We start from the raw sequence: 22,476 nt of genomic DNA on the forward strand, positions 1-22,476 counted from the left end.
CCTGCGGCCCTTCCTGCCCTACCGCGCTGAAGGGCGCGACTGGACGGCGGGCTGCTCGGACCGTGCCCCGGCCGGTAAATCCCAGCCAATACCACATAATGGAATGCCTATACATTTTATGGGAAGACAAAGCAAGGGTTTCGTGCTTTAACAAGCTGCACCCGCTCGCGGGCCGCCCAGACCAGACCAAGCTACCCCGCCCGGAGCCTCGCCGGAGGGACGCGAGAGTCCCCCAAAGAGGACGGTTGGAATGTCAAAGTCCCCCGCTCAAGTTCGGTACACGGTTGCAGGTGCCCTCTGCCTGGCGCTCTTGGTCGGGACCGGCGCGGCGGCGGCTCCCAAATGGGTGGAGCAACTGGACAGGGGCGTCGTGGCCGTGCCCGCGAAAACCGGCGGTGTGCTGATCAGCTGGCGTCTGTTGGCCGACGATCCGGCCAAGGCGGCCTTTGACGTCTATCGAGACGGCAAGCGGCTGAACGCCAAGCCCCTGAAGGGGGCCACCAACTATGTAGATCTTCAGCCGGGCGAAGGCGCCTACACCGTTCGCCCCGCTGCGGGTCGGCAAGCCCTGGTCGACAGCCGGCCTGCGACGGTCTGGCGGGATGGCTACCTGAGTCTGCCGATCCAGCCTCCGCCGGATGGCCAGACACCGACGGGTGAAAACTACAGCTACAGCGCCAATGATGCGAGCGTCGGCGATCTGGACGGCGACGGACGCTATGAGATCGTTCTCAAATGGGATCCGACCAATTCCAAGGACAATGCCTTCGGCGGATACGCCGGAGAGGTCTTTCTTGACGCTTACAATCTGGATGGCCGGCGCCTGTGGCGCATAGGCCTCGGGCCAAACATTCGGGCCGGCGCCCACTACACCCAGTTTCAGGTCTATGACTATGACGGCGACGGCTATGCCGAGGTCGCCGTCCGTACGAGTGACGGGACGGTGGACGGAACCGGTGCCGTCCTGGGCGATCCAAAGGCGGACTGGCGCGAGTCTGAAGGCGAACGCCCCCAGGCTGACCGCACCGGCGCAGAGGTCAAGCCCGACGGTTCCAGGGTCGCGCGCGTCCAGGGCCGGATCCTGAGCGGACCGGAGTTTCTGACCGTCTTTGACGGGCGAACGGGAAAGGCGCTTGCAAGCGCCCCCTTCGCGCCGTCGAGAGACCCACAGACCGACGCGCCGACCACCGCCCAGATGAGCGAGACCTGGGGTGATGGCTATGGCAACCGGTCTGACCGCTTCCTGGCGGGCACCGCCTATCTGGACGGCCAGCGACCCAGCATCATCATGGGGCGAGGCTACTACGCCCGATCGACGGTCGCCGCATGGGACTATCGAAACGGCACACTGAGCCAGAGGTGGCTTTTTGACAGCAGCCGGCCGGGCGATGCGCTGTTCGCCGGACAGGGCAATCACCAACTCAGCGTCGCCGACGTCGACGGCGACGGTCGCGACGAGATCCTCTACGGCTCGATGGCTGTCGACGACGATGGCCGGGGCCTGTGGTCGGCGCGGCTCTTTCACGGTGACGCCATGCATGTTGGCGACCTTGATCCTAAGCACCCGGGACTTGAGAGGTTCGGCGTTCATGAGAGCCCGAAGCTCAATGGCGGCGTCGGTGCGGCGATGCTGGACGCCCGTACCGGACGGGTGCTTTGGACGACGCCCACAGAGACTGACACGGGCCGCGGCCTGGCAGCCGACATCGATCCCCGCTATCCGGGGGCCGAGGCCTGGGGCACGAACCAGAATGGGCTCTACACTGCCAAGGGCCAGCTGATCCCGGGTGTGCCCCGCCCCAGACAGGCGAACTTTGCGATCTGGTGGGACGGCGACGAGCTTCGCGAACTTCTTGATCGCAATCAGATCAGCAAGTGGGACTGGGGTGCCGGTCAAGCGACGCCTCTACTGACCGCTGCGGGGGTTGCCAGCAACAACGGCACCAAGGCGACACCCGCCCTCTCTGCCGACATCCTGGGAGACTGGCGCGAAGAGGTCATCTGGCGGGCCGAGGACAATCGCTCACTCCGCATCTACGCCACGCCCTACCCAACTGAGCGCCGCCTGACGACCCTGATGCATGACCCGCAGTACCGGGTGTCGATCGCCTGGCAGAATACCGCCTACAACCAGCCCCCTCACGTCGGCTTCCACCTCGGAGCCGGCATGAAGACGCAGCGACCCGCCGCCGTTGCCCCCCGAAAGGCCGCTCGATGATTTGGCTTCGTCACTGGGGGCTGCTGGCCGTCCTGGTCACCGCCCTGACGACCAGCGGGGCCGGGGCACAGGATGTTCTCAGCACGGGGCCGGCAAACGGCGCGGAGCCCCCCACAGAATGGGTCGACAAGACCACCGGGCACCGCATCGTCCGACTGTCGCGCGAGCCCGGAAGCCACAGCCTCTACTTCAACTACAACGCCTTCACACCGAAGGGCGATCGGCTGGTCTTCTCATCGCCCAACGGCATTACGGCGATGGATCTGAAGACCCGCGCCCTGACCAGGATCGTCGAGGGAAAGGTCCGGTTGCTTTATGTCGGGCGAAAGACCGGCGAGGTCTATTACGAGCAGGCGCTGACGGCCGACCAGAACGGCCCCAAGGCGATCATGGCCGTCGATCCCTATACCCGGGCAACGCGTCAGGTGGCCCGGATGGACCGCGGCGCACTGCAGACGATCAACGCCGATGAAACCCTGCTGGCCGGTGTCGCGGTGCGCACGGACCTCCCGATCCCGCCCAATCTCGCTGACGCCCTGCCCCGCGATCCGGATCATGTGAAAAGCGCCGACGGACGAGACCTGAGCTACGCCGAGGGCCGGGAGATTCAGTTGAATGCGCGTCTGGAAAGCCGCATCCCGATGGAGATCTTCACGATCGACACGCGCACGGGCACCCGCCGGGTGGTGCATCAAGCCACGGACTGGCTGAACCACCTGCAGTTTTCCCCGACAGATCCGGGCCTGCTGATGTTCTGTCACGAAGGACCCTGGCACAAGGTCGACCGACTGTGGCTGGTGCGCACGGACGTGGAACAGCCCGCTCCGGTCAAGATCCACACCCGCACCATGAATATGGAAATCGCCGGTCACGAGTGGTTCAGCGCAGACGGCAAGACGGTCTGGTACGACTTGCAAACCCCGCGCGGCGAGTCTTTCTGGGTCGCCGGCTACGAAATCGCCACCGGCAAGCGCACCTGGATGCATGTTCAGCGCAACGACTGGTCGGTGCATTTCAACAGCTCTCCGGACGGAACCCTGTTCGCCGGCGACGGCGGCGACAGCGAGATGGTCGCGCATGCGCCGGACGGCAAATGGATCGTCTTGCTCAGGCCGCGTGCCATTCCAGACGTGGCGGGCATTCATGCCCCGGGCGCCGAGGCGCTCATCAAGCCGGGTGCCCTCGACTCCGAGCGTCTGGTGAACATGACAAGCCACGACTACCGGCTGGAACCCAACGTCAACTTCACGCCGGACGGCAAGTGGCTGGTGTTTCGGTCCAACATGCACGGTGCCAGTCACGTCTACGCCGTGGAGATCGCCAAGGCTCTCTAGAGCGCGTTCCGAAAAGCGGGAACCGGTTTTTGGAATGAAACGCGCGTGAAAACAAAAGACTAGAGCGGGTGATCTGATTCCATCAGATCGCAACCCGCTCTAGACTCATGGTCACAAGGTTTGGTTCGGCCTCCTGGAAACTCCAGGGCCGCTCGTGCTCATCAAGGATCCCATGCGCTTGACCCGAAGACGGATGGTGGGAGGGTTGGTCATGACTTCAGCCGGGTTGGAGGCAGCGCGCGCCTCGTCCTTACCGCCTCGAGAGCCGCTTGATTTCAACCTCAGGGCGCTCGCCGGCGTCGCCTATGATGCGCGCCTGGGCCATGGTTTCGAACCGGGTCCGGGCCGTCGTTTCTCGATCAGGCTGCCGGAAGGTGACTATCGGGTCACACTGGAGCTGGGCGGCGACACTCCCTCGCTGACAACCATCAAGGCCGAAGCGCGCCGCCTGATGCTGGAAGACGTAGAGGTCGCGGCGGGCGAGCGCCGGACGCTGGCCATCATCGTCAATGTCCGCCGCCCTGATCTCCCAGCTCCGCCCGCCAACGCGCCGGGCGCGAGTCAGGTCCAGCTCAATCCGCGTGAAATCGGAACGCCGACCTGGGATGATCGTCTCACCCTGGAGATCTGTGGAGCGCGTGCCGCCGTCGGACAGATCCACGTCGCGCCCGTTCAGGTTCCGGTGCTCTATCTGGCTGGCGACTCCACCGTGACCGACCAGCCGTTTGAGCCCGCCGCCGGGTGGGGCCAGATGCTGCCAAGATTTTTCCGCCCGACGATCAGCGTCGCCAACCATGCGGAATCTGGCGAAACGCTCAAGTCGTTCCTGGCGGGCCGCCGGCTGGACAAGATCCTCGACCGCCTCAAGGCCGGCGACTGGCTGCTGATCCAGTTCGGGCACAACGACCAGAAGACGAACTGGCCGCAGACCTACGCCCCGGCCGACGGAACCTATCGGGACTATCTTCAGGTCTATGTCGGCGAAGCGCGGCGGCGCGGGGCGACGCCGGTATTGGTGACCCCGATGCACCGCAACCGGTTCGATCCCGCTGGCCGCGTCATCAACACCCACGGCGACTATCCGGCAGCCATGCGCGAAACCGCCGACTTACTGCGCGTGCCCTTGATAGACCTGAATACGGTGAGCGCGACATTCTATGAGGCGCTCGGCGCGGCCAACGCCTGGAGGGCCTTCAACGACGGGGGCCGGGATCTCACCCATCACAACAACTACGGTGCCTACCAGCTGGCGCGCGGGGTCGTGGAAGGTCTGCGCGTCTCGGTTCCCGGCCTGGCCGAGCATCTGCTTCCCGATCTGAAGCCTTTCGACCCGGCCAGGCCGCCTGCGCCGGAATCCTTCACCTTGCCGCCCAGCGCGGCCGTCAGCCCGGAGCGCCCCCGTGGCAACTAGTCTCAATCGTCGCGTCCTGCTGGGACTGGCCACCAGCCTGACCGCCCTGAGCGCGCGCGCCAATTCGCCTGCCCCCCCGGACATCGAAACCGTCGATCTCTGGCCCGGCCCCGCGCCGGGCGGCGAAGCGGTCACAGCCGCCGAGACGGTGATCCTGCGCACGCCGGGCGGCGACCCGAACGACACCGCCTTCCTGAATGTCACGCGTCCCTGGCTCACGATGCGCCGGCCCAAACACCCCAATGGCGCGGCGGTCCTGATGATCCCTGGCGGCGGGTATCGCCGCATCGCGGTCGGCCGTGGCGGCGGCCCGATTGATGCCTGGCTCGCCGGCCTTGGCGTCACGGCCTTCGTGATGAACTACCGCCTGCCGGCCGACGGCTGGGCGGCGGGTCCCGACGTCGCACTGCAGGACGCACAGCGCGCCATGCGGCTTATTCGGGCCCGGGCCCCGTCACTCGGCGTCGACCCCGCGCGCGTCGCCGTGATCGGGTTTTCGGCGGGCGGCCACGTCGCCGCGCGGCTGGCCACCCAATTCACGCGTCAGACCTATGCGCCCGTGGACGCCGCCGACGCCTTGCCGACACGACCGGCCCTGGCGGGTCTGTTCTACCCTGTCATCACGCTGACCCCGCCCTACGCGCATGGCGGCTCCCTGAAGGAGCTGCTAGGCGCATCGCCCAGCGATGCTCAGCGCGAAGCGATTTCGGCCGAGCGCCACGTCCCCGATGATGCGCCGCCGACCTATATCTCCGCCGCCGCTGACGACAGGGTCGTGCCCGTCGAGAACAGCGTCCTGATGTGGCAGGCGCTGCGCGCGCGCAAAATCCCCGTCGAGATGCATCTTCAGGAGATCGGCGGCCATGGCTTCGGCCTGCGGGGCCCCGACGGCCAGCTGGCACCCTGGACCAGTCAACTGGATGCCTTCTTCAAGCGACACGGCCTCTATCCGTGATTGCCGACATCCGGGATTTTGGTGCCTTGGAGGGTGGCGTTGCGCTGGCCACGGATGCGGTAAACGCCGCCATTGCTGCGGTCCACGCCACCGGTGGTGGGGAGGTGCGCATTCCAGCCGGTCGCTTTGCGGCCTTCTCGATCCGCCTGGCCAGCGCCGTGACCCTGCGACTTGAGGCCGGCGCAGTCCTGGAAGCCGCTGATCCGGCCAGTCACCCCGGACGCTACGACCCGCCGGAACCCAATCCCCATGACCTCTGGCAGGATTTTGGCCATAGCCACTGGCACAACAGCCTCATCTGGGGCGAGGATCTCGAGGACGTTGCGATCCTGGGCCCCGGCCGCATAGACGGTCGAGGCTTGACCCGCGAAGGGCCCGGGGCGCGCTGGAGCCGTCAGGCCGGCGCGTTTCCACAGAGCATGCAGCACATCTCGCCCGAAGCGTTCAAAGCCCTTAACCCGGACCGGGAAATGATGGTTGGGCAAGGCAACAAGGCCATTGCCCTCAAGCGGGTCAAGGGCGCGCGGATTGACGGCCTCACAATCTTCCGGGGCGGTCACTTTGCGGTGCTCGCGACCGGGTGCGAGCGACTGACGCTCAGCAATCTCCTGATCGACACCAACCGCGATGGCCTCGACATCGACGCCTGCCGGAACGTGGAGATCCGGGGCTGCCGGGTGAACACCCCCAACGACGACGCGATCGTGCTGAAGAGCTCGCTGGCCCTGGGAGAGCCGATCATCACCCAACAGGTGCTGATCGAGGATTGCGAGGTCAGCGGGTTCGATCTGGGCACGATGCTGGACGGCACCTATGGCCGAACCCAGACCATGGCCCCCGACCAGGACGGCGTCACGGGACGGATCAAGCTGGGCACAGAATCAAACGGGGGGTTCCGGGACATCACCATTCGCGACTGCCGCTTTGTGCGCTCACGCGGTTTGGCCCTGGAAACCGTCGATGGGGGCGTTATCGAGAATGTTCTGGTCGAGCGTTTGACCCTGACTGAGGTGACCACCGCACCCATCTTCCTGCGGGTCGGCGACCGTCGGCGGGGCCCCAAAGGGACCGGACTGGGCGCGATGCGCCAGATCGTCCTGCGCGATATCGTCGGCGAGGACATACTGGCCGACTATGCTGCGACACTCGCTGGCCTGCCAGAGTCGCCGATCTGCGATGTGACGATGCGCAATATTCGCCTGACCTTCCGCGGCAGCGGCCACGCCGACTGGGCCCGGGCCGAGCCTGACGAACATCGAGAAACCTATCCCGAGCCCAGCATGTTCGGTCCCACGCCGGCCTTCGGCCTCTGGGCCCGGCACGTCAGAAACCTGGTTCTGGACCAGGTGCGCCTCGACAGCTTGGCGCCCGACGGCAGACCGCCGTTGCGGCTCGACAATGTGACCGAGGCGCCCCCGTGAGCCTGGATCGACGATCTGTTCTGGCAGGCCTGGCCGCAGCCCCTCTCGCCCCGCCAGAGCCTCCGGGTCGCGGCCGGCGGCTTTTCGCGGACGCCTTCACAGCCGGTCTTGGCCAATGGCGCCTGGAGGCGGAAAAGCCCGCGCAGGTCGTGGCCGAAGCGGGTGTGCTGGATGTTCTCGCGCCGGCGGGCCTCACCCTGTGGTTTCGTCAGGAGCTGAAAGGTCCGGTGGTCATCCGCTATGAGGCCCAGGCCGTCTCCGAGGGCGGCCCTCTTGATCGCGTCAGTGATCTCAACGCCTTCTGGATGGCGCGGGAGGCGAGCGGCGGGTCTGTTCATGCTCAGCCGCGCAGCGGTGCTTTCGCCGACTATGACACGCTGAAAACCTACTATATCGGGCAAGGCGGCAACCGCAACACGACAACCCGGTTCAGGCGCTATGTCGGACGCGCGGGCCAGCGGCCGCTCTTGCCACAGCACGACCTCACCGACGCAAGCACGATGCTCGTCGCCAATCGCTGGACTGCGGTGACGCTCGTCGCGGACGGCTCGCGGATCGCCTACTGGAGCGACGGGCGCCGCCTGTTCCAGCACCATGACCCCAAGCCCTACACCCGTGGCTGGTTTGCCCTGCGGACCACGCAAAGCCACCTGCGGCTGCGCAATTTCGAAATCTGCCGCCCCTAGAGCGGGTTGCGACCTGATGGAATCAGATCGCAACCCGCTCTAGTCTTTTGTTTTCGCGCGCGTTTCATGCCGAAAACCGGTTCCCACTTTTCGGAACGCGCTTTAGCGGCTCGGCGGAAAGCCTGCTTTGGGTAACTCGGCAGGCAGGGCATCGCCGACAAGCGCCAGCAGCTCGATGACATTCAGGGACCATTGCGAGACATTATTGGTCGCCACCCCGGCAATCTCCTCAACCGGGTTCAGCGACTGCGGTCCCGCAACCCGTGTACGGGCGGGAAGACGCGCCGTCTCGCGGCCTTCGGTCAGCACCTCGCGCCACGCCCGCGCCGCCAGTTGCGGATCCTCCAGACGACGGGCCGCCCAGGCGGTGAGCCGCGCGTGCCAGGCCGGATAGGCAAAGTAGCGGTCGATCGCGCCAGGACCCAATGCTGCCTGCCGCAAGGCCTGCGGGGCATTGTAATAGACGCAGAATTGAAGCCATGCCTTGCGCCAGGCGGGGTGGTCTATCAGGCCGTCGAGTTCGAACGCCGCCTCGGCACCGCCCATGATCGTCACCAGATGGTAACTGGACCCGAACGCCCGGCCGATGTCCTCGAGCCGGCCGGTCGCGGGGTCATAGCCAAAGGGCGGTCCTGAAAACATGCCGTGCGGTGCCCCGGCAATGGACTCGAAGCCCCGAACAATACGGTCATGCCAGCGACGCTCTCCGGTGCGCTCCCACGCGGTCATCCAGTTGCCTGCCAGGGCCAGCCAGTCCGGGCCGGTACGCGCCTGGGTGGGGTGGGAGGTTGCGGCGACAACCTTGCGGACCGGATTGACGCTCAGCAGGGCCTGGTCGGACTCCGCCTGCGCGGTCATCAGGTCGCCAGTCCGCTCGTCTGCCGTCAGATAGTAGTACGGACGACGCAGCAGGGCCTGACTGATGCGCAACTCCTTGGCACCGTCCCCCCAATGACTGACATTATGGCGCGAACCCAAGCCCTTGAACGGGCCGATCTGATGGACATCGACCTCTCCGGTGTGACGGGTCATCGCTTCGGCCACGCGGAACACATCCGCGCGACCGCTTCGCAGGAAGGACGTCCATAGCCACAGGTCAGGCACCAGTTCGCTATTGGCCCAGGCGAATCCGCCGACGTCATATCGCCAGACATGTCGGTCAGCGTCGTAACTGTGCATCACATCGCCGTGGTCCCAGAAGCCGTACCAGCGGCGCTGGTCGATCTCGTCGCGGTAGAACGCCAAAAGGCGATCCAGCTCCGCCTCGAGCTGGGCCCGCGCCGGTGTCGAGCGGTCGACCGGCGACCAGACCCCGAATACGCCGCAGCTTTGGTAATAGTCCGGCTTGCAGACCGGCAGCGCCGGCTCTCGCGTGGCGGCAGCCATGGCGACAAGGGCCTCTCGACGCGGCGTTGCGCCCAGCGGCCAAAGGAAGACCTGGTTGGTGCGGGCGACGCCGAGGGGCGTGCTGTGCCCGGGCTCGACGTCCTCGTACTGGATCTCAAGGCCATGAGCCCGATCACTATAGTGCCGCAGATCCATGGCCCCGGCCTGGGGCGACCAGAACCAGAGAGTCACCGTCGCGGCATCTCCGCCCGCACCCTGGATCTCAAGGCCGGTCGGATGACGTTGCCAGAAGTGCCGGACGCCGCAGGCCAATCCACCGGAAACGCCGCCGACATAGACAAGCCCTGACGCCCGGCCACCCTGCCCGGCTCGCAGCCAGCTGCTGTGCGCCCCGGTTCGTTTCTCGACCGAGAATGCATCCGAGCCGCTCTGGAACAGTCTAAAGCCATCCCAGGCCGGCACCGTCTCCAGCTGAGCCCGGGTCTTGGTGTCCATCTCTGCGAGGGCTGGAACCCGTTCACCGCGCAACTGGGCGGGAAACTGGCCGGCGAGCGAAAACTTGCCCGGCTGCCAACCCGGCAAGTTGCGCACCGCTTCGCCCCACAGGCCATCGCCCTCGCCGGCGAAGCGGACATGCCGGTTGTGCAGCTCGTCAGAGAACGGCACGTCGAACCGAACCCCCAGGCCGCAGATAAAGTCGTTGCTGGCGTCGCCATCGAAAACAAAACTGTGGGTCAGGGTCAGGCGGCCGTCGGCATCGACCGCCACCCGAACCGTGAAGGGCATCCAATCTCGGCCGCCGCCTCTGTGGTGCCCGTCGAACCGGACCACCGCCCGGAGGGGTCCGCTCTGCTCGACAGTGGCCCGTTCGACGAAGCCTTCGAAGGTCTGGACCTCGCGCCCCGAAAGGGAATCCGGCGGCGTTGTCTGGCTCAGGCAAACCAGACGGCCGGAGCGCGCCGTCTCGCGCCCGGACAGGGCGATGCTGTCAATCAGGGTCGTGCCATGGCGCGCGAACCGGCAAACCAAGGCGCCGGCGCGAACCTCGATCGTCTCGGCCCCTTCCTGAACCGTCACGGGATTTTGAGGGGCCGCCGGGATCCCCTGTTCGATCCGGAAGCCTGGTCCCGGGGCTCCGACAACAGCTTGGCCGCTGAACTTGATGGAGCCGTCAGGCCAATAGGCGAGCGGCCAGGTTTGCAGCGGCAATGGGCTCCCGCCGGCGGTGGTCGCCTTCAAGGACATCTTCGGGCTTAGGGACCCCTGCGGCCAGGGCACGCCCCAGACCGCCGCCCCCGGCGCGGTGGGCGGCGCGTCGCCCAGCCAGGCGAGATCGACCGGCGCGACGCCACGCTTGCCGGGCGAGGCCCTGGACGGGCGGACGCCGCCAAGCGCGACGACCGAACCCAGAGCGGCGCGCCGGGTCACGGCGGCGGAGCGGGCTTTTGATCGGTCCATGACGAGGCTTCCCAATCAGGGGCAGGTCGGCGCGCCAAGCCTGGGCTGGGCGGCGATCGAGGCCGGCCGGACCCACTTCGCCAAAGGGATCTTCAGATCCGCCAGCCGCGTCGCGACCAGGGCGGCGGCGAGACGTGCGCCCTGCTCATTGATATGCGTGTCATCGCTGATCCCGCTCGGATAGCGCGCCACCTGATCGTAGGGCTGGTAGAACAGATAGAGCCGCCGGGAGGCGGATGGGCCTCGCGCGGCGAGCGCGGCCATCATGTCGGCGTCGAGATCGACAAGCGGAACCTTTTGCTCTCGCGCCACGCGCCGAACGGCGGCTGAATAAGGCCCATGAGCATCCTTTGGAGCGCCGTTTTCCCACATCCAGCGCGCGACCGGCGTGACCAGGACGGGCCTGCCGCCAGCCTGACGCACATCCTTGACGAACTGGATCAGGTTGGCCCGATAGGCACCATCCGGCGCGGCGTAGCGCTCGATCTTCTTGGTGTCGGCGTCGTTGTGTCCGAACTGGATCAGCACCGTGTCGCCGGACTGGAGCTGAGCGACCAGCTTGCCCCACAGCCCCTCCTCGATGAAAGTCTTGGTCGAGCGGCCGCCACGGGCCAGGTTGACGACCTCGACGCCGGGATCCAGCGAGCACTTCAGCACCATGCCCCACCCCATCTGCGGATAGCGGTCGGCACCGTAATGGGCGGCGGTGGAGTCGCTGGCGATCAGGATGCGCGGCGGCACCTTGGCCGGTGTCGGTGAGGCGGCCAGGGCCGCGCCAAGAACCAGTGAGGCGATCACGCCTTGAACTCCGCAAGGATCGAGCGGTCGATGCTGGCGATGTCGCGCACGCCGGTCAGGGCCATGGCCACGCGCATCTCCTTCTCGATCAGGTCGAGCAGTTGGGTGACGCCGGTCTCGCCGCGCGCGGCCAGGGCGTAGACGAAGGCCCGGCCCAACAGCACGCCCTTGGCGCCCAAGGCCAGCATCCGCACCACATCGAGGCCCGAGCGCACGCCGCTGTCGGCCAGGACCGTCAGCCGGTCACCGACCGCGTTGGCAATGGCCGGCAGGGCGCGGGCGCTGGACAGCACGCCATCAAGCTGACGGCCGCCGTGGTTGGAGACGACGACGCCGTCGGCGCCGATGTCAGCGGCGGCCCTGGCATCCTCGGGATCCAGTACGCCCTTGATGATCAGCGACCCCTTCCAGAGGTCGCGGATCCACTCCAGATCCTTCCATTGGATGGACGGGTCGAAATTGGCCCCCAGCCAGCCCATGAAGTCCTCGAGCCCCGAGTTTTCGCCCAGCACCGGCGCGACATTGCCCAGAGTGTGAGGCCGGCCCATCACGCCGACGTCCCAGGCCCAGGAGGGCTTGAACATCGCCTGGACCATGCGGCGCGCCGCAGCGTTGGGACCGCTCATGCCCGAGTGAGCGTCGCGGTAGCGGGCCCCGGGCACCGGCATGTCCACCGTGAAGACCAGGGCGGTCGCCCCTGCGGCGCTGGCGCGGGCCAGAAGGTCACGCATGAAGCCGCGGTCGCGCAGCACATAGAGCTGAAACCAGATCGGTGACGGCGAGGCCTTGCTGACCTCGTCGACATCGCAGACCGAGACCGTCGACAGACAGAAGGGCACGCCCTTCCTGGCCGCCGCCCGGGCGGCCTGGCACTCGCCGCGCCGCGCATACATGCCAGTCAGGCCCACCGGTGCCAGGGCGACCGGCAGGGCCTGCTTGACGCCGAACAGCGTGGTCGAGGGATCAACCGCCGAGACGTCCTTCAGCACCCTCTGGCGCAGGGCCAGGTCGGCCAAGTCTGAGACGTTGCGCTGCAGGGTCCGCTCGGCATAGGCACCGCCGTCGATATAGTCGAACAGGAAGCGGGGGAGTTTGCGCCGCGCTGCTTCCCGAAAATCGGTCGTGGAGGAGACAATCACGGCGCTATTGCAGGTTCACGAAGGCGCCGCCGTCGACCAGCAGCGCCGCGCCGGTCACATATCTGGCCAGATCCGAGGCCAGGAACACGATCGGGCCTGCCAGGTCGTCCGGCACGCCCAGACGGCCCAGCGGGATGCGGCCGGACATGTATTCGCGCTTGGCGACGTCGGCCAGGTCGTCCTTGTTGATCGCCGTCTCGATGGTGCCCGGCAGCACCGAGTTGCAGCGGATGCCGTGCTTGCCCAGCGCGATCGCCGTAGACTGCATCAGGCTGTGCACGCCGGCCTTGGTGGGCGTGTAATGCGTCTGCATGCCGCCGCCCACGAGGGCGCTGATCGAGCTGACCGCGATGATCGCGCCGCCGTGGCCTTGGCGGACCATCTGGTTAGCCGCCGCCTGCACCATATAGTAGGCGCCGTGCAGATTGACCCTCATCGTCCGCTCCAGGACCTCGGGCGGCATGTCGAGGAAGGCGTGGAACGGGCAGATTCCAGCATTGTTGACGAAGACGTCGACCTTGCCGAACGCCTCGACCGCCGCCGACACAAAGGCCTTGGCCGTTTCCGGTTCGGCCACGTCGCCCCGCACGGCGATCGCCCGGCGTCCCAGCGCCTCAATCTGCTTGATCGCATCAGCCGCCCCCGCTTCGTCGGAGTTGTAGTTGATCGCGACGTCAGCCCCGTGGCGGGCGCAACCGATCGCGGCCGCCTTGCCAATTCCCTGAGAGGCGCCGGTCACCAGCACCACCTTGCCCTCGAGCAGCATCGTTCCTCCCTTGGTCGCGCGACTTAGCTTCGCGCAGCGGGTCTATTGCCCTTCCAGCCCAGGTCATGGGCAATGGCGTTTGCGGTCTCACGTACGTCATCGACGAGCGTGGACAGGCGAGCGTCGTCCATGTACTGGGCCGCGCCCGATACGCTGATGGCACCGACGATCTGGCCGGAGGCACCGCGAATAGGGGCCGCCACACAGCGAATTCGGTCTTCGTTTTCCTCAAGGTCGAAGGCCACGCCGCGAACGGCGTAGTCGCGCATCCAGCCGATCCATAGGGCTTCGTCGGGAGCCCCCGGCGCAATCGGCCCCTCGCTGCGGAACAGGTGCTGCCAGCGCTCTTCTGTTTCGTCCAGCACCAGCGCCTTGCCGAGACCGGTAGAGCGGATCGGCTGACGATCGCCAACCCGGGAACTGATATTTATCCGGCGACGGCCCGTCAGCTTGTCGAGATAGAGCGCACGGTCAGCGTCGAGCACACCCAGATGCACCGTATCTTCGGTGGCCTCCCAAAGCCTTTCCAGATGGGGACGGGCGATACGCGGCAGGTCCATCTGCTGGCTGGCCAGATAGCCCAGCTCAAGGAGCTTGGGGCCGAGGCTATAGCCCTCTCGCGGAGCCTGGGACAACATTCGACGCTCGACCAGGGCCGTGGCCAGTCGATGCGTAGTGCTACGCGTCAGGCCAAGCTGAGCGGCCAGCGCGGGCAGAGCGATCGTGCCGAAATCCGCGACCACATCCAGCAGGTCCAGCCCACGAAACAGGGTCTGGCTGCCGCTCGGACCCTTCGTCGCCGTTACCTCTTCGCCAGACACTGGTGGAGCTCCTCTTGACGATGATTTCATTTTGTAGCACAACCTCTCACATTATGGAACGTTTGACAAGTGGATCCACGGCGGCTCGCCTTTGTCCGCATGTCGGTTCCTGCATAGCGTGTCATATGTTGGACAGGTAGCTGAGCACTTCAGGCGCCGCGTGCGGCCGCCCGAAATTGCTTGGTCGTCTGCTCGCTGTTTGTATCGGGTGAGAGATCACCCTCTGGGTTGGAGTCGCGCTGAGCATGGCGTTTCCTGTGATCAAACATGTCCGCGCTTTCGTCGTAAGGGGCGGCGGAGCAGACTATCATGACCAGGGCGAGGGCCACTGGATAGACGACCACATCGCCACGCCGATGTCGCGCTATCCGGAGTATCGCCAGAGCCGCCAGAGCTTCGGCATCAACGTGCTGGGCACTCTGGTGGTCGAGATCGAGGCCGCCGACGGCACGATCGGCTTTGCGGTAACCACCGGCGGCGAGCCGGCGGCCTATATCGTCGAGAAGCACCTGTCGCGCTTCCTGGAGGGCCGCGACCCGACCGAGGTCGAGAAGATCTGGGACCAGATGTACTTCTCGACCCAGTACTATGGCCGCAAGGGCCTGGTCGTGAACGCCATCTCGGGTGTCGACCTGGCGCTGTACGACCTCTTGGGCAAGCTGCGCCAGGAGCCGGTCTATGCCCTGCTAGGCGGCAAGGTCCGCGACGAACTGACCTTCTACGCCACCGGCGCGCGCCCGGACCTGGCCAAGCAGATGGGCTTCATCGGCGGCAAGATGCCGCTGCATCACGGCCCCGCCGAGGGCGAGGAAGGCCTGCGGAAAAACATCGAGGAACTGGCCACGATGCGCGAGCGTTGCGGCGAGGACTTCTGGCTGATGTTCGACTGCTGGATGGCGCTGGACCTGAACTACGCCACCAAGCTGGCCCACAAGGCCCATGAGTACGGCCTGAAGTGGATCGAGGAAGCCCTCAGCCCCGACGACTATTGGGGCTATCGCGACCTCAAGAAGAACGCGCCGACCGGCATGCTTGTCACCACCGGCGAGCACGAAGCCACCCGCTGGGGCTTCCGCATGCTTTTGGAGATGGAATGCTGCGACATCATCCAGCCGGATGTGGGCTGGTGCGGCGGTGTGACCGAGCTGATCAAGATCGCCAATCTGGCCGACAGCAAGGGCGTGATGACGATCCCGCATGGCTCCAGTGTCTACAGCTACCACTTCGTCATCACCCGCCATAACAGCCCGTTCGCCGAGTTCCTGATGATGGCGCCCAAGGCCGACGAGGTCGTGCCGATGTTCCATCCGCAGCTGATCGGTGAGCCCGTGCCGGTCAACGGCAAGCTCAAGCTCTCTGACGCGCCGGGTTTCGGCGTCGAACTCAATCGCGAGGTCGGCCTGCACCGGCCCTACGTTCGCTGATCCTTCTGAAAGCACAAGATCGATGAAACTGCTCCGCTATGGCCCCAAGGGCACCGAGAAGCCCGCCCTGCTCGACGCCGACGGCAAGATCCGCGACCTGTCCGCCCATGTTCCCGACATCACCGGCGCCCAGCTGTCGCCGGCCAGCCTGAAGGCGCTGGCCGCGATCGACCCGGCCACCCTGCCCGTCGTCGACGGCGCGCCCCGTTATGGCTGTCCGGTGAACGGCGTCAGCAAGTTCATCGCCGTGGGCCTGAACTTCGCAGACCACGCCGCCGAGTCGAACCTGCCGATTCCGGAAGAGCCCGTGATCTTCACCAAGGCCGTCAGCTGCCTGCAGGGCCCGAATGATCTGGTCATGCTGCCCAGGGACTCCCTGAAGACCGACTGGGAAGTCGAGCTGGGCGTCGTCATCGGAACCCGCGCGCGCTACGTCACCGAGGCCGAGGCCCTGGACCACGTCGCTGGCTATGTGCTGATCAACGACGTCTCCGAGCGCGCTTTCCAGATCGAGCGCGGCGGCACCTGGGACAAGGGCAAGGGTTGCGACACCTTTGGCCCGGTCGGGCCGTGGCTGGTGACCTCCGATGAGGTCGGCGACCCGCAGGCCCTGGGCATGTGGCTGGACATCAACGGCCATCGCAAGCAGGACGGCTCGTCCAGGACCATGATCTTCCCGATCAGCAAGCTGGTTTCGTACATCAGTGAGTTCATGACCCTGGAACCGGGTGACCTGATCACCACAGGCACCCCGCCCGGCGTCGGCATGGGCCAGAAGCCCGAGCCCGTCTATCTGAAGGCCGGCGACGAGATTCGCCTCGGCATCGAGAAGCTGGGCGAGCAACGCCAGATCGTCGTGGCCTGGACGAAGGACGGCGTCGCGTGAGCCCATATAGCAACCGGTTCGCCGGGCGCGCGGCCATCGTCACCGGCGGCGCGTCGGGCCTTGGCAAGGCCGTGGCCGCCCGGATCATCGCCGAGGGCGGTCTGGTCTCACTGTGGGATCTTGACGCCGAAAGCCTGACAACCACCGCCGCCGAGATCGGGGCGACAGACGTCCAGGCGCTGGACGTCTCGAACCAGGTGGCTGTCGCCGCAGCCACCAAGGCGTCCAACGCCATTCTGGGCCGTGTCGACGTTCTGGTCGCTTCGGCCGGCATCACTGGCGCGACCGCGCCGGTGCATGAGTACCCGATCGACAGCTGGACCCGCGTCGTCGACATCAATCTGAACGGCGTCTTCTACTGCTGCCGCGAAGTGGTGCCGTACATGCTGACCAACAGCTATGGCCGGATCGTCAATGTCGCCTCGGTGGCCGGCAAGGAAGGCAACCCCAACGCCAGCGCCTATTCGGCGTCGAAGGCCGGGGTGATCGGTCTGACCAAATCGCTGGCCAAGGAACTTGCCACCAAGGGCATTATCGCCAACAGCCTGACGCCCGCCACCTTCGAAAGCCCGATCCTGGACCAGCTGCCCAAGAGCCAGATCGACTACATGAAGGGCAAGATCCCTATGGGTCGGCTGGGTGAGATCGAGGAGAGCGCCGCCATGATCTGTTTCATGGCGTCCGAGGAGTGCAGCTTCACGACAGGCGCGACCTTCGACACGTCCGGCGGCCGGACCACCTTCTAGGAGGGCTGCGGCCATGGCGTATACGGGCCCCATCGTCGATCCCCACATGCACCTGTGGGATCTGGATCGGCACTACTACGCCTGGCTTCAGGACACGCCGCTGCCGAACAATCCGGCCGGCGACATGAGCCCGATCGCCTACCGGTCCTACGGGCTGGACGACTATCTGGCCGACGCCAAGGGCTGGAACGTCGTTGAGGTCGTACATGTCGAGTGCGGCCTGCCGCCCAGGGACCAGCTGTCCGAGACCGACTGGCTGCAGGCCATCGCCGACCAGCGGGGCGTGGTCGGCGGCATCGTTGCCGGTGCCGACCTGGACGATCCGGCGGTCGAGGCGATGCTGGAGGCGCACGCGGCCCGGCGCTGCGTGCGCGGCGTCCGCCAGATCGTCAACTGGCACACCGACCCGGCCAAGACCTACGGCCCGACCGACAGGCTCCAGGACCCGCAGTGGCACGCCGGCTACGCGCTGCTGGACAAGTACGGCCTGTCGTTCGACCTGCAGCTCTACGCCTCACAGATGGAAACGGCCGCTGCCCTGGCCGACGCCCATCCGGGCATTCCCCTTATCGTCAACCACGCCGGCATGCCCACTGATCGCGACACCGCCGGTCTGGCCGCCTGGCGCGAAGGCCTGGCGACCCTGGCCGCGCGGCCGAACGTCAGCTGCAAGATCTCGGGCCTGGCCATGGTCGACCGCGCCTGGACGATCCAGAGCCTGAAACCCTTCGTCTTGCAGGTCATCGAGATCTTCGGGGTGGAGCGCTGCATGTTTGCCAGCAACTTCCCGGTCGAGAAGGTGCACGGGACCTTCGGCGGCTTCTACGCCGCCTATGACGCTATCACGGCCGGCTTCAGCGACGATGAACGCCTGGCCCTGTTCGCCGGCTCCGCCCGGCGGATCTATCGCCTGGCCGCCTGACAACAAGAACCAAATCGGGAGGATCACGATGAGCACGACGCCAAGCCGCCCCCTCGCCTTCCGCATGCAGCTGAAGCCGGGTGTCGCCGCAGAGTACGAACGCCGCCACGACGACCTCTGGCCCGATCTGGCGCAGGCCCTGCGCGAGGCGGGGATCCATGACTATTCCATCTTCCTGGACGAAGAGACCATGAGCCTCTTCGCGGTGCTGCGCCTGCGCCCCGACCACCAGAAGGATCTCCTGCCGCTGCAGCCGGTGATGAAGCGCTGGTGGGACTTCATGGCCGACCTGATGGAGGTCCAGCCTGACAACAAGCCCGTCGAGTGGCCCCTGAAGCCCGTCTTCTATTTCGGGGGCTGAGCATGGGATTGCGTTTCGCAGGCCTGGGCCTGGCCGCCGCTCTTCTGGCGACGACAGCCCTGGCTGAACCCGTCCGGTACACGATGACGGCGTTCACCAACGCCAGCCAATCGAACATGAGCGTGTACGACTCCGCCGACGGGTCGCGCTTCACGCTGAAACAGCCGCTGGCCTACACCCCGCCCAAGGGACTGATCCGCGACCCCAGCGTGATGAAGCACACCGACGGCTGGTACTATGTCGCCTATACCACCGGCTGGAGCGGCGACACGATCGGTCTGGCGCGCAGCCGCGACAGGGTCGACTGGACCTTTCTGCGCGACGTCAGGATAGATGTCCCGGGCGCGACCAACAGCTGGGCGCCGGAGTGGTTCATCGACCGCGACGGGTCGGTGAACCTGATCCTGTCGGTCTCGACCACCGGCCAGCAAGGTGCCTTCCAGCCGGTGCGCCTCACCGCCCAGGACGCAACGCTGAGCACCTGGAGCACGCCCCGCCCGCTTTCGGGCCTGGGTCCCAACGTCATCGACACCTTCATCGTGCGCGAGGGCGAGCTCTACCAGGCCTTCGCCAAGAACGAGACGAGCAAGTACATCGAGCTGTGGACCGCCCCTGCGCTGGACGGGCCCTGGCAGGCCAGGGGAACCGGCGACTGGGCGGGCTGGGGACGCCATCTGGAAGGCCCCGCCCTGACGCGCACACCGGATGGGGCGTGGCGGATCTATTTCGACGAATACATGGCCAAGCGGTACTGGTCGTCGGACAGCAAGGATGGCTTCAGGACCTGGACCCAAAAAGCCGAACTTCCAGAGCTCTCAGGCCTGGTGCGTCACTTCACCGTCCTGAAGGAGGGCAGCGAGCCCGCGCTCGCAGCCAAGCCGGTCCAAGCGCACAAGATCACCTGGGACAAGTACTCGCTGAAGGTCGACGGCCGGCGGATCGTCTCGTGGGGCGGTGAGTTCCACCCGTTCCGCCTGCCCAGCCCCGACCTGTGGCGCGACATCCTCCAGAAGATGAAGGCCAGCGGCTACAACACGGTCGCGATCTATTTCGACTGGGGCTACCACTCGCCCAAACAGGGGCTCTACGACTTCTCCGGCGTGCGCGACATGGATCGCCTGCTGACGATGGCCAAAGAGGAAGGCCTCTACGTCATCACTCGCGCCGGACCCTATGTGAACGCCGAGCTGACGCGGGGCGGATTCCCGGGCTGGCTGGTCAACCAGCAGGCCCGCGCCCGCACCGACGCGCCGGAATATGTGACGGCGGCCGACGAGTGGCTGACCCGGATCAATGCGGTCATCGCCCGTCATCAGCTGACCACCGGCCAGGGCACGGTCATCGCCCATCAGATCGAGAACGAGCTCGACGTCGTCGGCGCGCCGCAGCAGCGCTACATGCAGTGGCTGTACGACAAGACCAGGGCCGACGGCATCACGGTGCCGATCTTCCACAACGACAAGGGGCGGAACGGCTACTGGGTCCCCAAGGGCTCGAACGTGCCGGGGACGGTCGAAGGCCCCACCGACCTCTACGCTTTCGACGGCTATCCGGGCGGCAACTGCCGGGTCGACTCCAAGCCCTCAAGCCCGGGCGTAGCGCCCGACTGGGGTCTGTATGGGCCAGGCGGTGCCAAGGGCGGGGCCTCGGCCAGCCCGAACACGCCGGGCTTCCTGGCGGAGTTCGGCGGCGGCTGGTTCGACTACTGGGGCAGCAACGGCGACTACGACTGCACCGCCCTGCATCGCGGCGTCGGCTATCAGCGGGTGTTCTATGCCACCAACCTGGCCAACGGCATCACGCTGCAAAGCTTCTACATGACCTATGGCGGGACCAGCTGGGGCTGGCTTCCCGCCCCCGTGGTGTTCACCTCTTATGACTATGGCGCGGCGATCGACGAGGCCCGGGGCCTGCGCGACAAGGCGCGGGTGATGAAGCAGATGGGCGAGTTCATCGCCGCCGTGCCCGACCTGGCTCGCATGGACAAGGGCGAGGCGGTGGTTCCGTCCAACGACAGGGTCCGCGTCTATCACAACACCAACGCCGAGACCGGATCGCACCTCTATGTCGTGGTCCACAATCCCAGCAGCGCGACAAGCGACGAGCGCTTCACCTTCAGGGTGAAGACCCGCGACGGCGCGTACGAGGTAGCGTCCCGCATCAGGGGTCAGGACAGCAAGATGCTGATGGCAGCCTATGATCTGGGCGGCCAGCGGCTGGTCTATTCAACCTCGGAGATCCAGACCCACCTGGCCTGGAACGACGGCGACCTGGCTCTGCTCTACGGGCGGGCCGGCGAGGACGGCGAGACGGTCCTGCGCTACGCCGGCGCGCCCAAGGTCGAGGTCCTGGACGGCGCTGTGGCCTCGACCTTTGACGCGGCCAAGGGCGATCTGAAGCTGACCTACACCCACACAGGGCTGGCCCGCGTGCGGATTACCGGCGGTGGCCGCCGATCGCTGACCCTGCTGCTGGCCGACGCCGAAACGGGCCAGACCTTCTGGCGCCGGGACGACGTCCTGATCCGCGGCCCCGGTCTGGTTCGCGCGGCGACGGTAAAGGGCGGCCTGCTGAGCCTGACCGGCGACACCGAGGCGCAGAGCCCGCTGGAGGTGTTCGCCCCCAAGACGGTCACCGCACTGGGCTGGAACGGGGCCAGGGTCACCGCCCGGCCGACCGCTACGGGCAGCCTCCAGACGATCAAGGCCCTGGCGGGGCCCGAACCGATCGCCCTGCCCGACCTGACCAGGCTGACCTGGAAAACGGCCCATGGCGCGCCCGAGGCTGATCCCAAGTTCGACGACGCCGGCTGGATGAAGGCCGAGGGGCGGCGGGGCGCGGCCACCGTGCGGCCCCCGACCGGCCAGCCGGTGCTGGACATGAGCACCTATGGTTTCCACCATGGCGACGTCTGGTATCGCGGCCGCTTCCAGGGCAAGGCCGAACTCGACACCCTGACCCTGCACTATGGCGGCGGCGGCGCAGGGATGCTGCAGGTCTGGCTGGATGGCCAGTTCCTGGGCCAGCACGAGCTGGACGGCGGCCTGCCACGCCCGATCACGACCGGGGTGGCGACCTTCAAGATCCCCGAGGCCCTGCGCGGGACCGGCGAGCGGCTCCTGTCGGTGATGGTCCGCAACAACGGCCACAACTGGGACCTCGATGCCGACGACTTCCACAAGGAGCCGCGCGGCCTGATCTCGGCCTCGCTGTCGGGCCCGGGGACCTACAGCTTTGCCGCGCCGATCGCCTGGAAGATCCAGGGCAACAGCGGCGGCGAGGACATCCAGGACCCGATGCGCGGAACCGCCAACAGTGGCGGCCAGTTTGGCGAGCGCCAGGGCTGGCACCTGCCGGGCTTCCCTGATGACGCCTGGGCCAGGGCCGACCTGGCCGACGCCCGGGCTCCGGCCGGAACCACCTGGTATCGGACAGGCTTCGACCTCGACCTGCCCAAGGACCACGACGTCACCCTGGGCCTGACGATCGGCGATCCGGACAGGCCGCGTTCCCCAAACCGTCGCTACCGGGTGCTGATCTTCGTCAACGGCTGGAACATGGGCCAGTTCATCGCCCATGTTGGCCCGCAGCGGACCTTCGTCCTGCCGACCGGGATCATCGACCCTAGCGGCAGGAACACCATCGCCCTGGCGGTAACCGGCGACGGTGCCCCTGAGGCGGCGCTGGAACCCGTCAAGCTCGTCAACCTGCGCACCGTGCGCGGCGGCGTCCCCGTCGCCCGCGTGCCCGCACCCGATTTCAAACCTTAGGGCGGCGCTCACT

The 22,476-nt window shown here is 66.5% G+C and carries 17 protein-coding genes; 12 read left to right on the top strand and 5 right to left on the bottom strand.

Going from position 1 to position 22,476, the window contains the following annotated elements; translation table 11 throughout:
• Nucleotides 1–250 precede the first annotated feature (250 nt).
• The 6 genes from ACW179_RS16860 (at nucleotide 251) to ACW179_RS16885 (ending at nucleotide 8,025) form a co-directional block, all read left to right on the top strand.
• Nucleotides 251–2,218, top strand: coding sequence for a rhamnogalacturonan lyase (locus ACW179_RS16860; protein WP_492060617.1), 1,968 nt, complete (start codon nucleotides 251–253; stop codon nucleotides 2,216–2,218).
• Nucleotides 2,215–3,552 (top strand): oligogalacturonate lyase family protein, encoded by a 1,338-nt coding sequence (locus tag ACW179_RS16865; RefSeq protein WP_492060618.1) that lies wholly within the window; start codon nucleotides 2,215–2,217, stop codon nucleotides 3,550–3,552. Before ACW179_RS16860 ends, ACW179_RS16865 begins: the two co-directional genes overlap by 4 nt.
• Before the next feature lie 211 nt (nucleotides 3,553–3,763).
• Entirely contained in the window at nucleotides 3,764–4,963 is a 1,200-nt protein-coding gene (locus ACW179_RS16870) for a rhamnogalacturonan acetylesterase (protein WP_492060619.1), read from the top strand.
• Nucleotides 4,953–5,918, top strand: a complete 966-nt coding sequence (locus tag ACW179_RS16875; RefSeq protein WP_492060620.1) for an alpha/beta hydrolase — start codon at nucleotides 4,953–4,955, stop codon at nucleotides 5,916–5,918. The genes ACW179_RS16870 and ACW179_RS16875 overlap by 11 nt, the downstream gene beginning before the upstream one ends.
• On the top strand, nucleotides 5,915–7,339 hold the full coding sequence (locus ACW179_RS16880; RefSeq protein ID WP_492060621.1) for a rhamnogalacturonidase: 1,425 nt from the start codon (nucleotides 5,915–5,917) through the stop codon (nucleotides 7,337–7,339). The genes ACW179_RS16875 and ACW179_RS16880 overlap by 4 nt, the downstream gene beginning before the upstream one ends.
• A 149-nt stretch (nucleotides 7,340–7,488) precedes the next feature.
• The gene (locus ACW179_RS16885; RefSeq protein ID WP_492060622.1) at nucleotides 7,489–8,025 is read left to right on the top strand and encodes a DUF6250 domain-containing protein; all 537 of its coding nucleotides are present in this window, start codon (nucleotides 7,489–7,491) and stop codon (nucleotides 8,023–8,025) included.
• Between the two features lie 102 nt (nucleotides 8,026–8,127).
• On the opposite strand, the gene ACW179_RS16890 is transcribed toward ACW179_RS16885, so the two are convergent.
• Genes ACW179_RS16890 through ACW179_RS16910 form a run of 5 tightly spaced genes read right to left on the bottom strand, consistent with a single transcriptional unit; the run spans nucleotide 8,128 to nucleotide 14,354 of the window.
• Nucleotides 8,128–10,830 (bottom strand): exo-rhamnogalacturonan lyase family protein, encoded by a 2,703-nt coding sequence (locus ACW179_RS16890; RefSeq protein ID WP_492060623.1) that lies wholly within the window; start codon nucleotides 10,828–10,830, stop codon nucleotides 8,128–8,130.
• A 15-nt stretch (nucleotides 10,831–10,845) separates the two neighbouring features.
• Nucleotides 10,846–11,628, bottom strand: coding sequence for a rhamnogalacturonan acetylesterase (locus ACW179_RS16895; RefSeq protein WP_492060624.1), 783 nt, complete (start codon nucleotides 11,626–11,628; stop codon nucleotides 10,846–10,848).
• Nucleotides 11,625–12,767: an FMN-dependent L-lactate dehydrogenase LldD gene (gene lldD / locus ACW179_RS16900; protein WP_492060625.1), complete on the bottom strand. Its 1,143-nt coding sequence runs from the start codon at nucleotides 12,765–12,767 to the stop codon at nucleotides 11,625–11,627. Before lldD ends, ACW179_RS16895 begins: the two co-directional genes overlap by 4 nt.
• 4 nt (nucleotides 12,768–12,771) lie before the next feature.
• Nucleotides 12,772–13,533: an L-rhamnose 1-dehydrogenase Lra1 gene (lra1, locus tag ACW179_RS16905; protein ID WP_492060626.1), complete on the bottom strand. Its 762-nt coding sequence runs from the start codon at nucleotides 13,531–13,533 to the stop codon at nucleotides 12,772–12,774.
• Between the two features lie 23 nt (nucleotides 13,534–13,556).
• Nucleotides 13,557–14,354 (bottom strand): IclR family transcriptional regulator, encoded by a 798-nt coding sequence (locus tag ACW179_RS16910; protein WP_492060627.1) that lies wholly within the window; start codon nucleotides 14,352–14,354, stop codon nucleotides 13,557–13,559.
• 245 nt (nucleotides 14,355–14,599) lie between these two features.
• Here ACW179_RS16910 and rhmD point away from each other — a divergent pair, with 245 nt between their 5' ends.
• The 6 genes from rhmD to ACW179_RS16940 are packed head-to-tail and all read left to right on the top strand — an operon-like array spanning nucleotide 14,600 to nucleotide 22,463.
• Nucleotides 14,600–15,778 (top strand): L-rhamnonate dehydratase, encoded by a 1,179-nt coding sequence (gene rhmD / locus ACW179_RS16915; protein ID WP_492060628.1) that lies wholly within the window; start codon nucleotides 14,600–14,602, stop codon nucleotides 15,776–15,778.
• A 22-nt stretch (nucleotides 15,779–15,800) separates the two neighbouring features.
• Complete coding sequence (locus ACW179_RS16920) at nucleotides 15,801–16,664, top strand: 2,4-didehydro-3-deoxy-L-rhamnonate hydrolase (protein WP_492060629.1); 864 nt, start codon at nucleotides 15,801–15,803, stop codon at nucleotides 16,662–16,664.
• Nucleotides 16,661–17,410: an SDR family NAD(P)-dependent oxidoreductase gene (locus tag ACW179_RS16925; protein WP_492060630.1), complete on the top strand. Its 750-nt coding sequence runs from the start codon at nucleotides 16,661–16,663 to the stop codon at nucleotides 17,408–17,410. The genes ACW179_RS16920 and ACW179_RS16925 overlap by 4 nt, the downstream gene beginning before the upstream one ends.
• Nucleotides 17,411–17,423: 13 nt before the next feature.
• On the top strand, nucleotides 17,424–18,332 hold the full coding sequence (locus ACW179_RS16930; RefSeq protein WP_492060631.1) for an amidohydrolase family protein: 909 nt from the start codon (nucleotides 17,424–17,426) through the stop codon (nucleotides 18,330–18,332).
• Nucleotides 18,333–18,360: 28 nt separating this feature from the next.
• Nucleotides 18,361–18,693, top strand: coding sequence for an L-rhamnose mutarotase (gene rhaM / locus ACW179_RS16935; RefSeq protein ID WP_492060632.1), 333 nt, complete (start codon nucleotides 18,361–18,363; stop codon nucleotides 18,691–18,693).
• A gap of 2 nt (nucleotides 18,694–18,695) precedes the next feature.
• Nucleotides 18,696–22,463 (top strand): beta-galactosidase, encoded by a 3,768-nt coding sequence (locus ACW179_RS16940; protein WP_492060633.1) that lies wholly within the window; start codon nucleotides 18,696–18,698, stop codon nucleotides 22,461–22,463.
• Nucleotides 22,464–22,476: the final 13 nt, after the last annotated feature.

The sequence above is a fragment of the Caulobacter sp. AVps18 genome (assembly GCF_058681425.1).

Bases quoted from the DNA above. Each gene is read 5' to 3' on its own strand.
- ACW179_RS16890 (WP_492060623.1), bottom strand. From the start codon at position 10,830: ATGGACCGATCAAAAGCCCGCTCCGCCGCCGTGACCCGGCGCGCCGCT.
- rhmD (WP_492060628.1), top strand. From the start codon at position 14,600: ATGGCGTTTCCTGTGATCAAACATGTCCGCGCTTTCGTCGTAAGGGGC.
- ACW179_RS16940 (WP_492060633.1), top strand. From the start codon at position 18,696: ATGGGATTGCGTTTCGCAGGCCTGGGCCTGGCCGCCGCTCTTCTGGCG.
- lra1 (WP_492060626.1), bottom strand. From the start codon at position 13,533: ATGCTGCTCGAGGGCAAGGTGGTGCTGGTGACCGGCGCCTCTCAGGGA.
- ACW179_RS16860 (WP_492060617.1), top strand. From the start codon at position 251: ATGTCAAAGTCCCCCGCTCAAGTTCGGTACACGGTTGCAGGTGCCCTC.
- ACW179_RS16930 (WP_492060631.1), top strand. From the start codon at position 17,424: ATGGCGTATACGGGCCCCATCGTCGATCCCCACATGCACCTGTGGGAT.
- ACW179_RS16865 (WP_492060618.1), top strand. From the start codon at position 2,215: ATGATTTGGCTTCGTCACTGGGGGCTGCTGGCCGTCCTGGTCACCGCC.
- ACW179_RS16870 (WP_492060619.1), top strand. From the start codon at position 3,764: ATGACTTCAGCCGGGTTGGAGGCAGCGCGCGCCTCGTCCTTACCGCCT.
- rhaM (WP_492060632.1), top strand. From the start codon at position 18,361: ATGAGCACGACGCCAAGCCGCCCCCTCGCCTTCCGCATGCAGCTGAAG.
- ACW179_RS16920 (WP_492060629.1), top strand. From the start codon at position 15,801: ATGAAACTGCTCCGCTATGGCCCCAAGGGCACCGAGAAGCCCGCCCTG.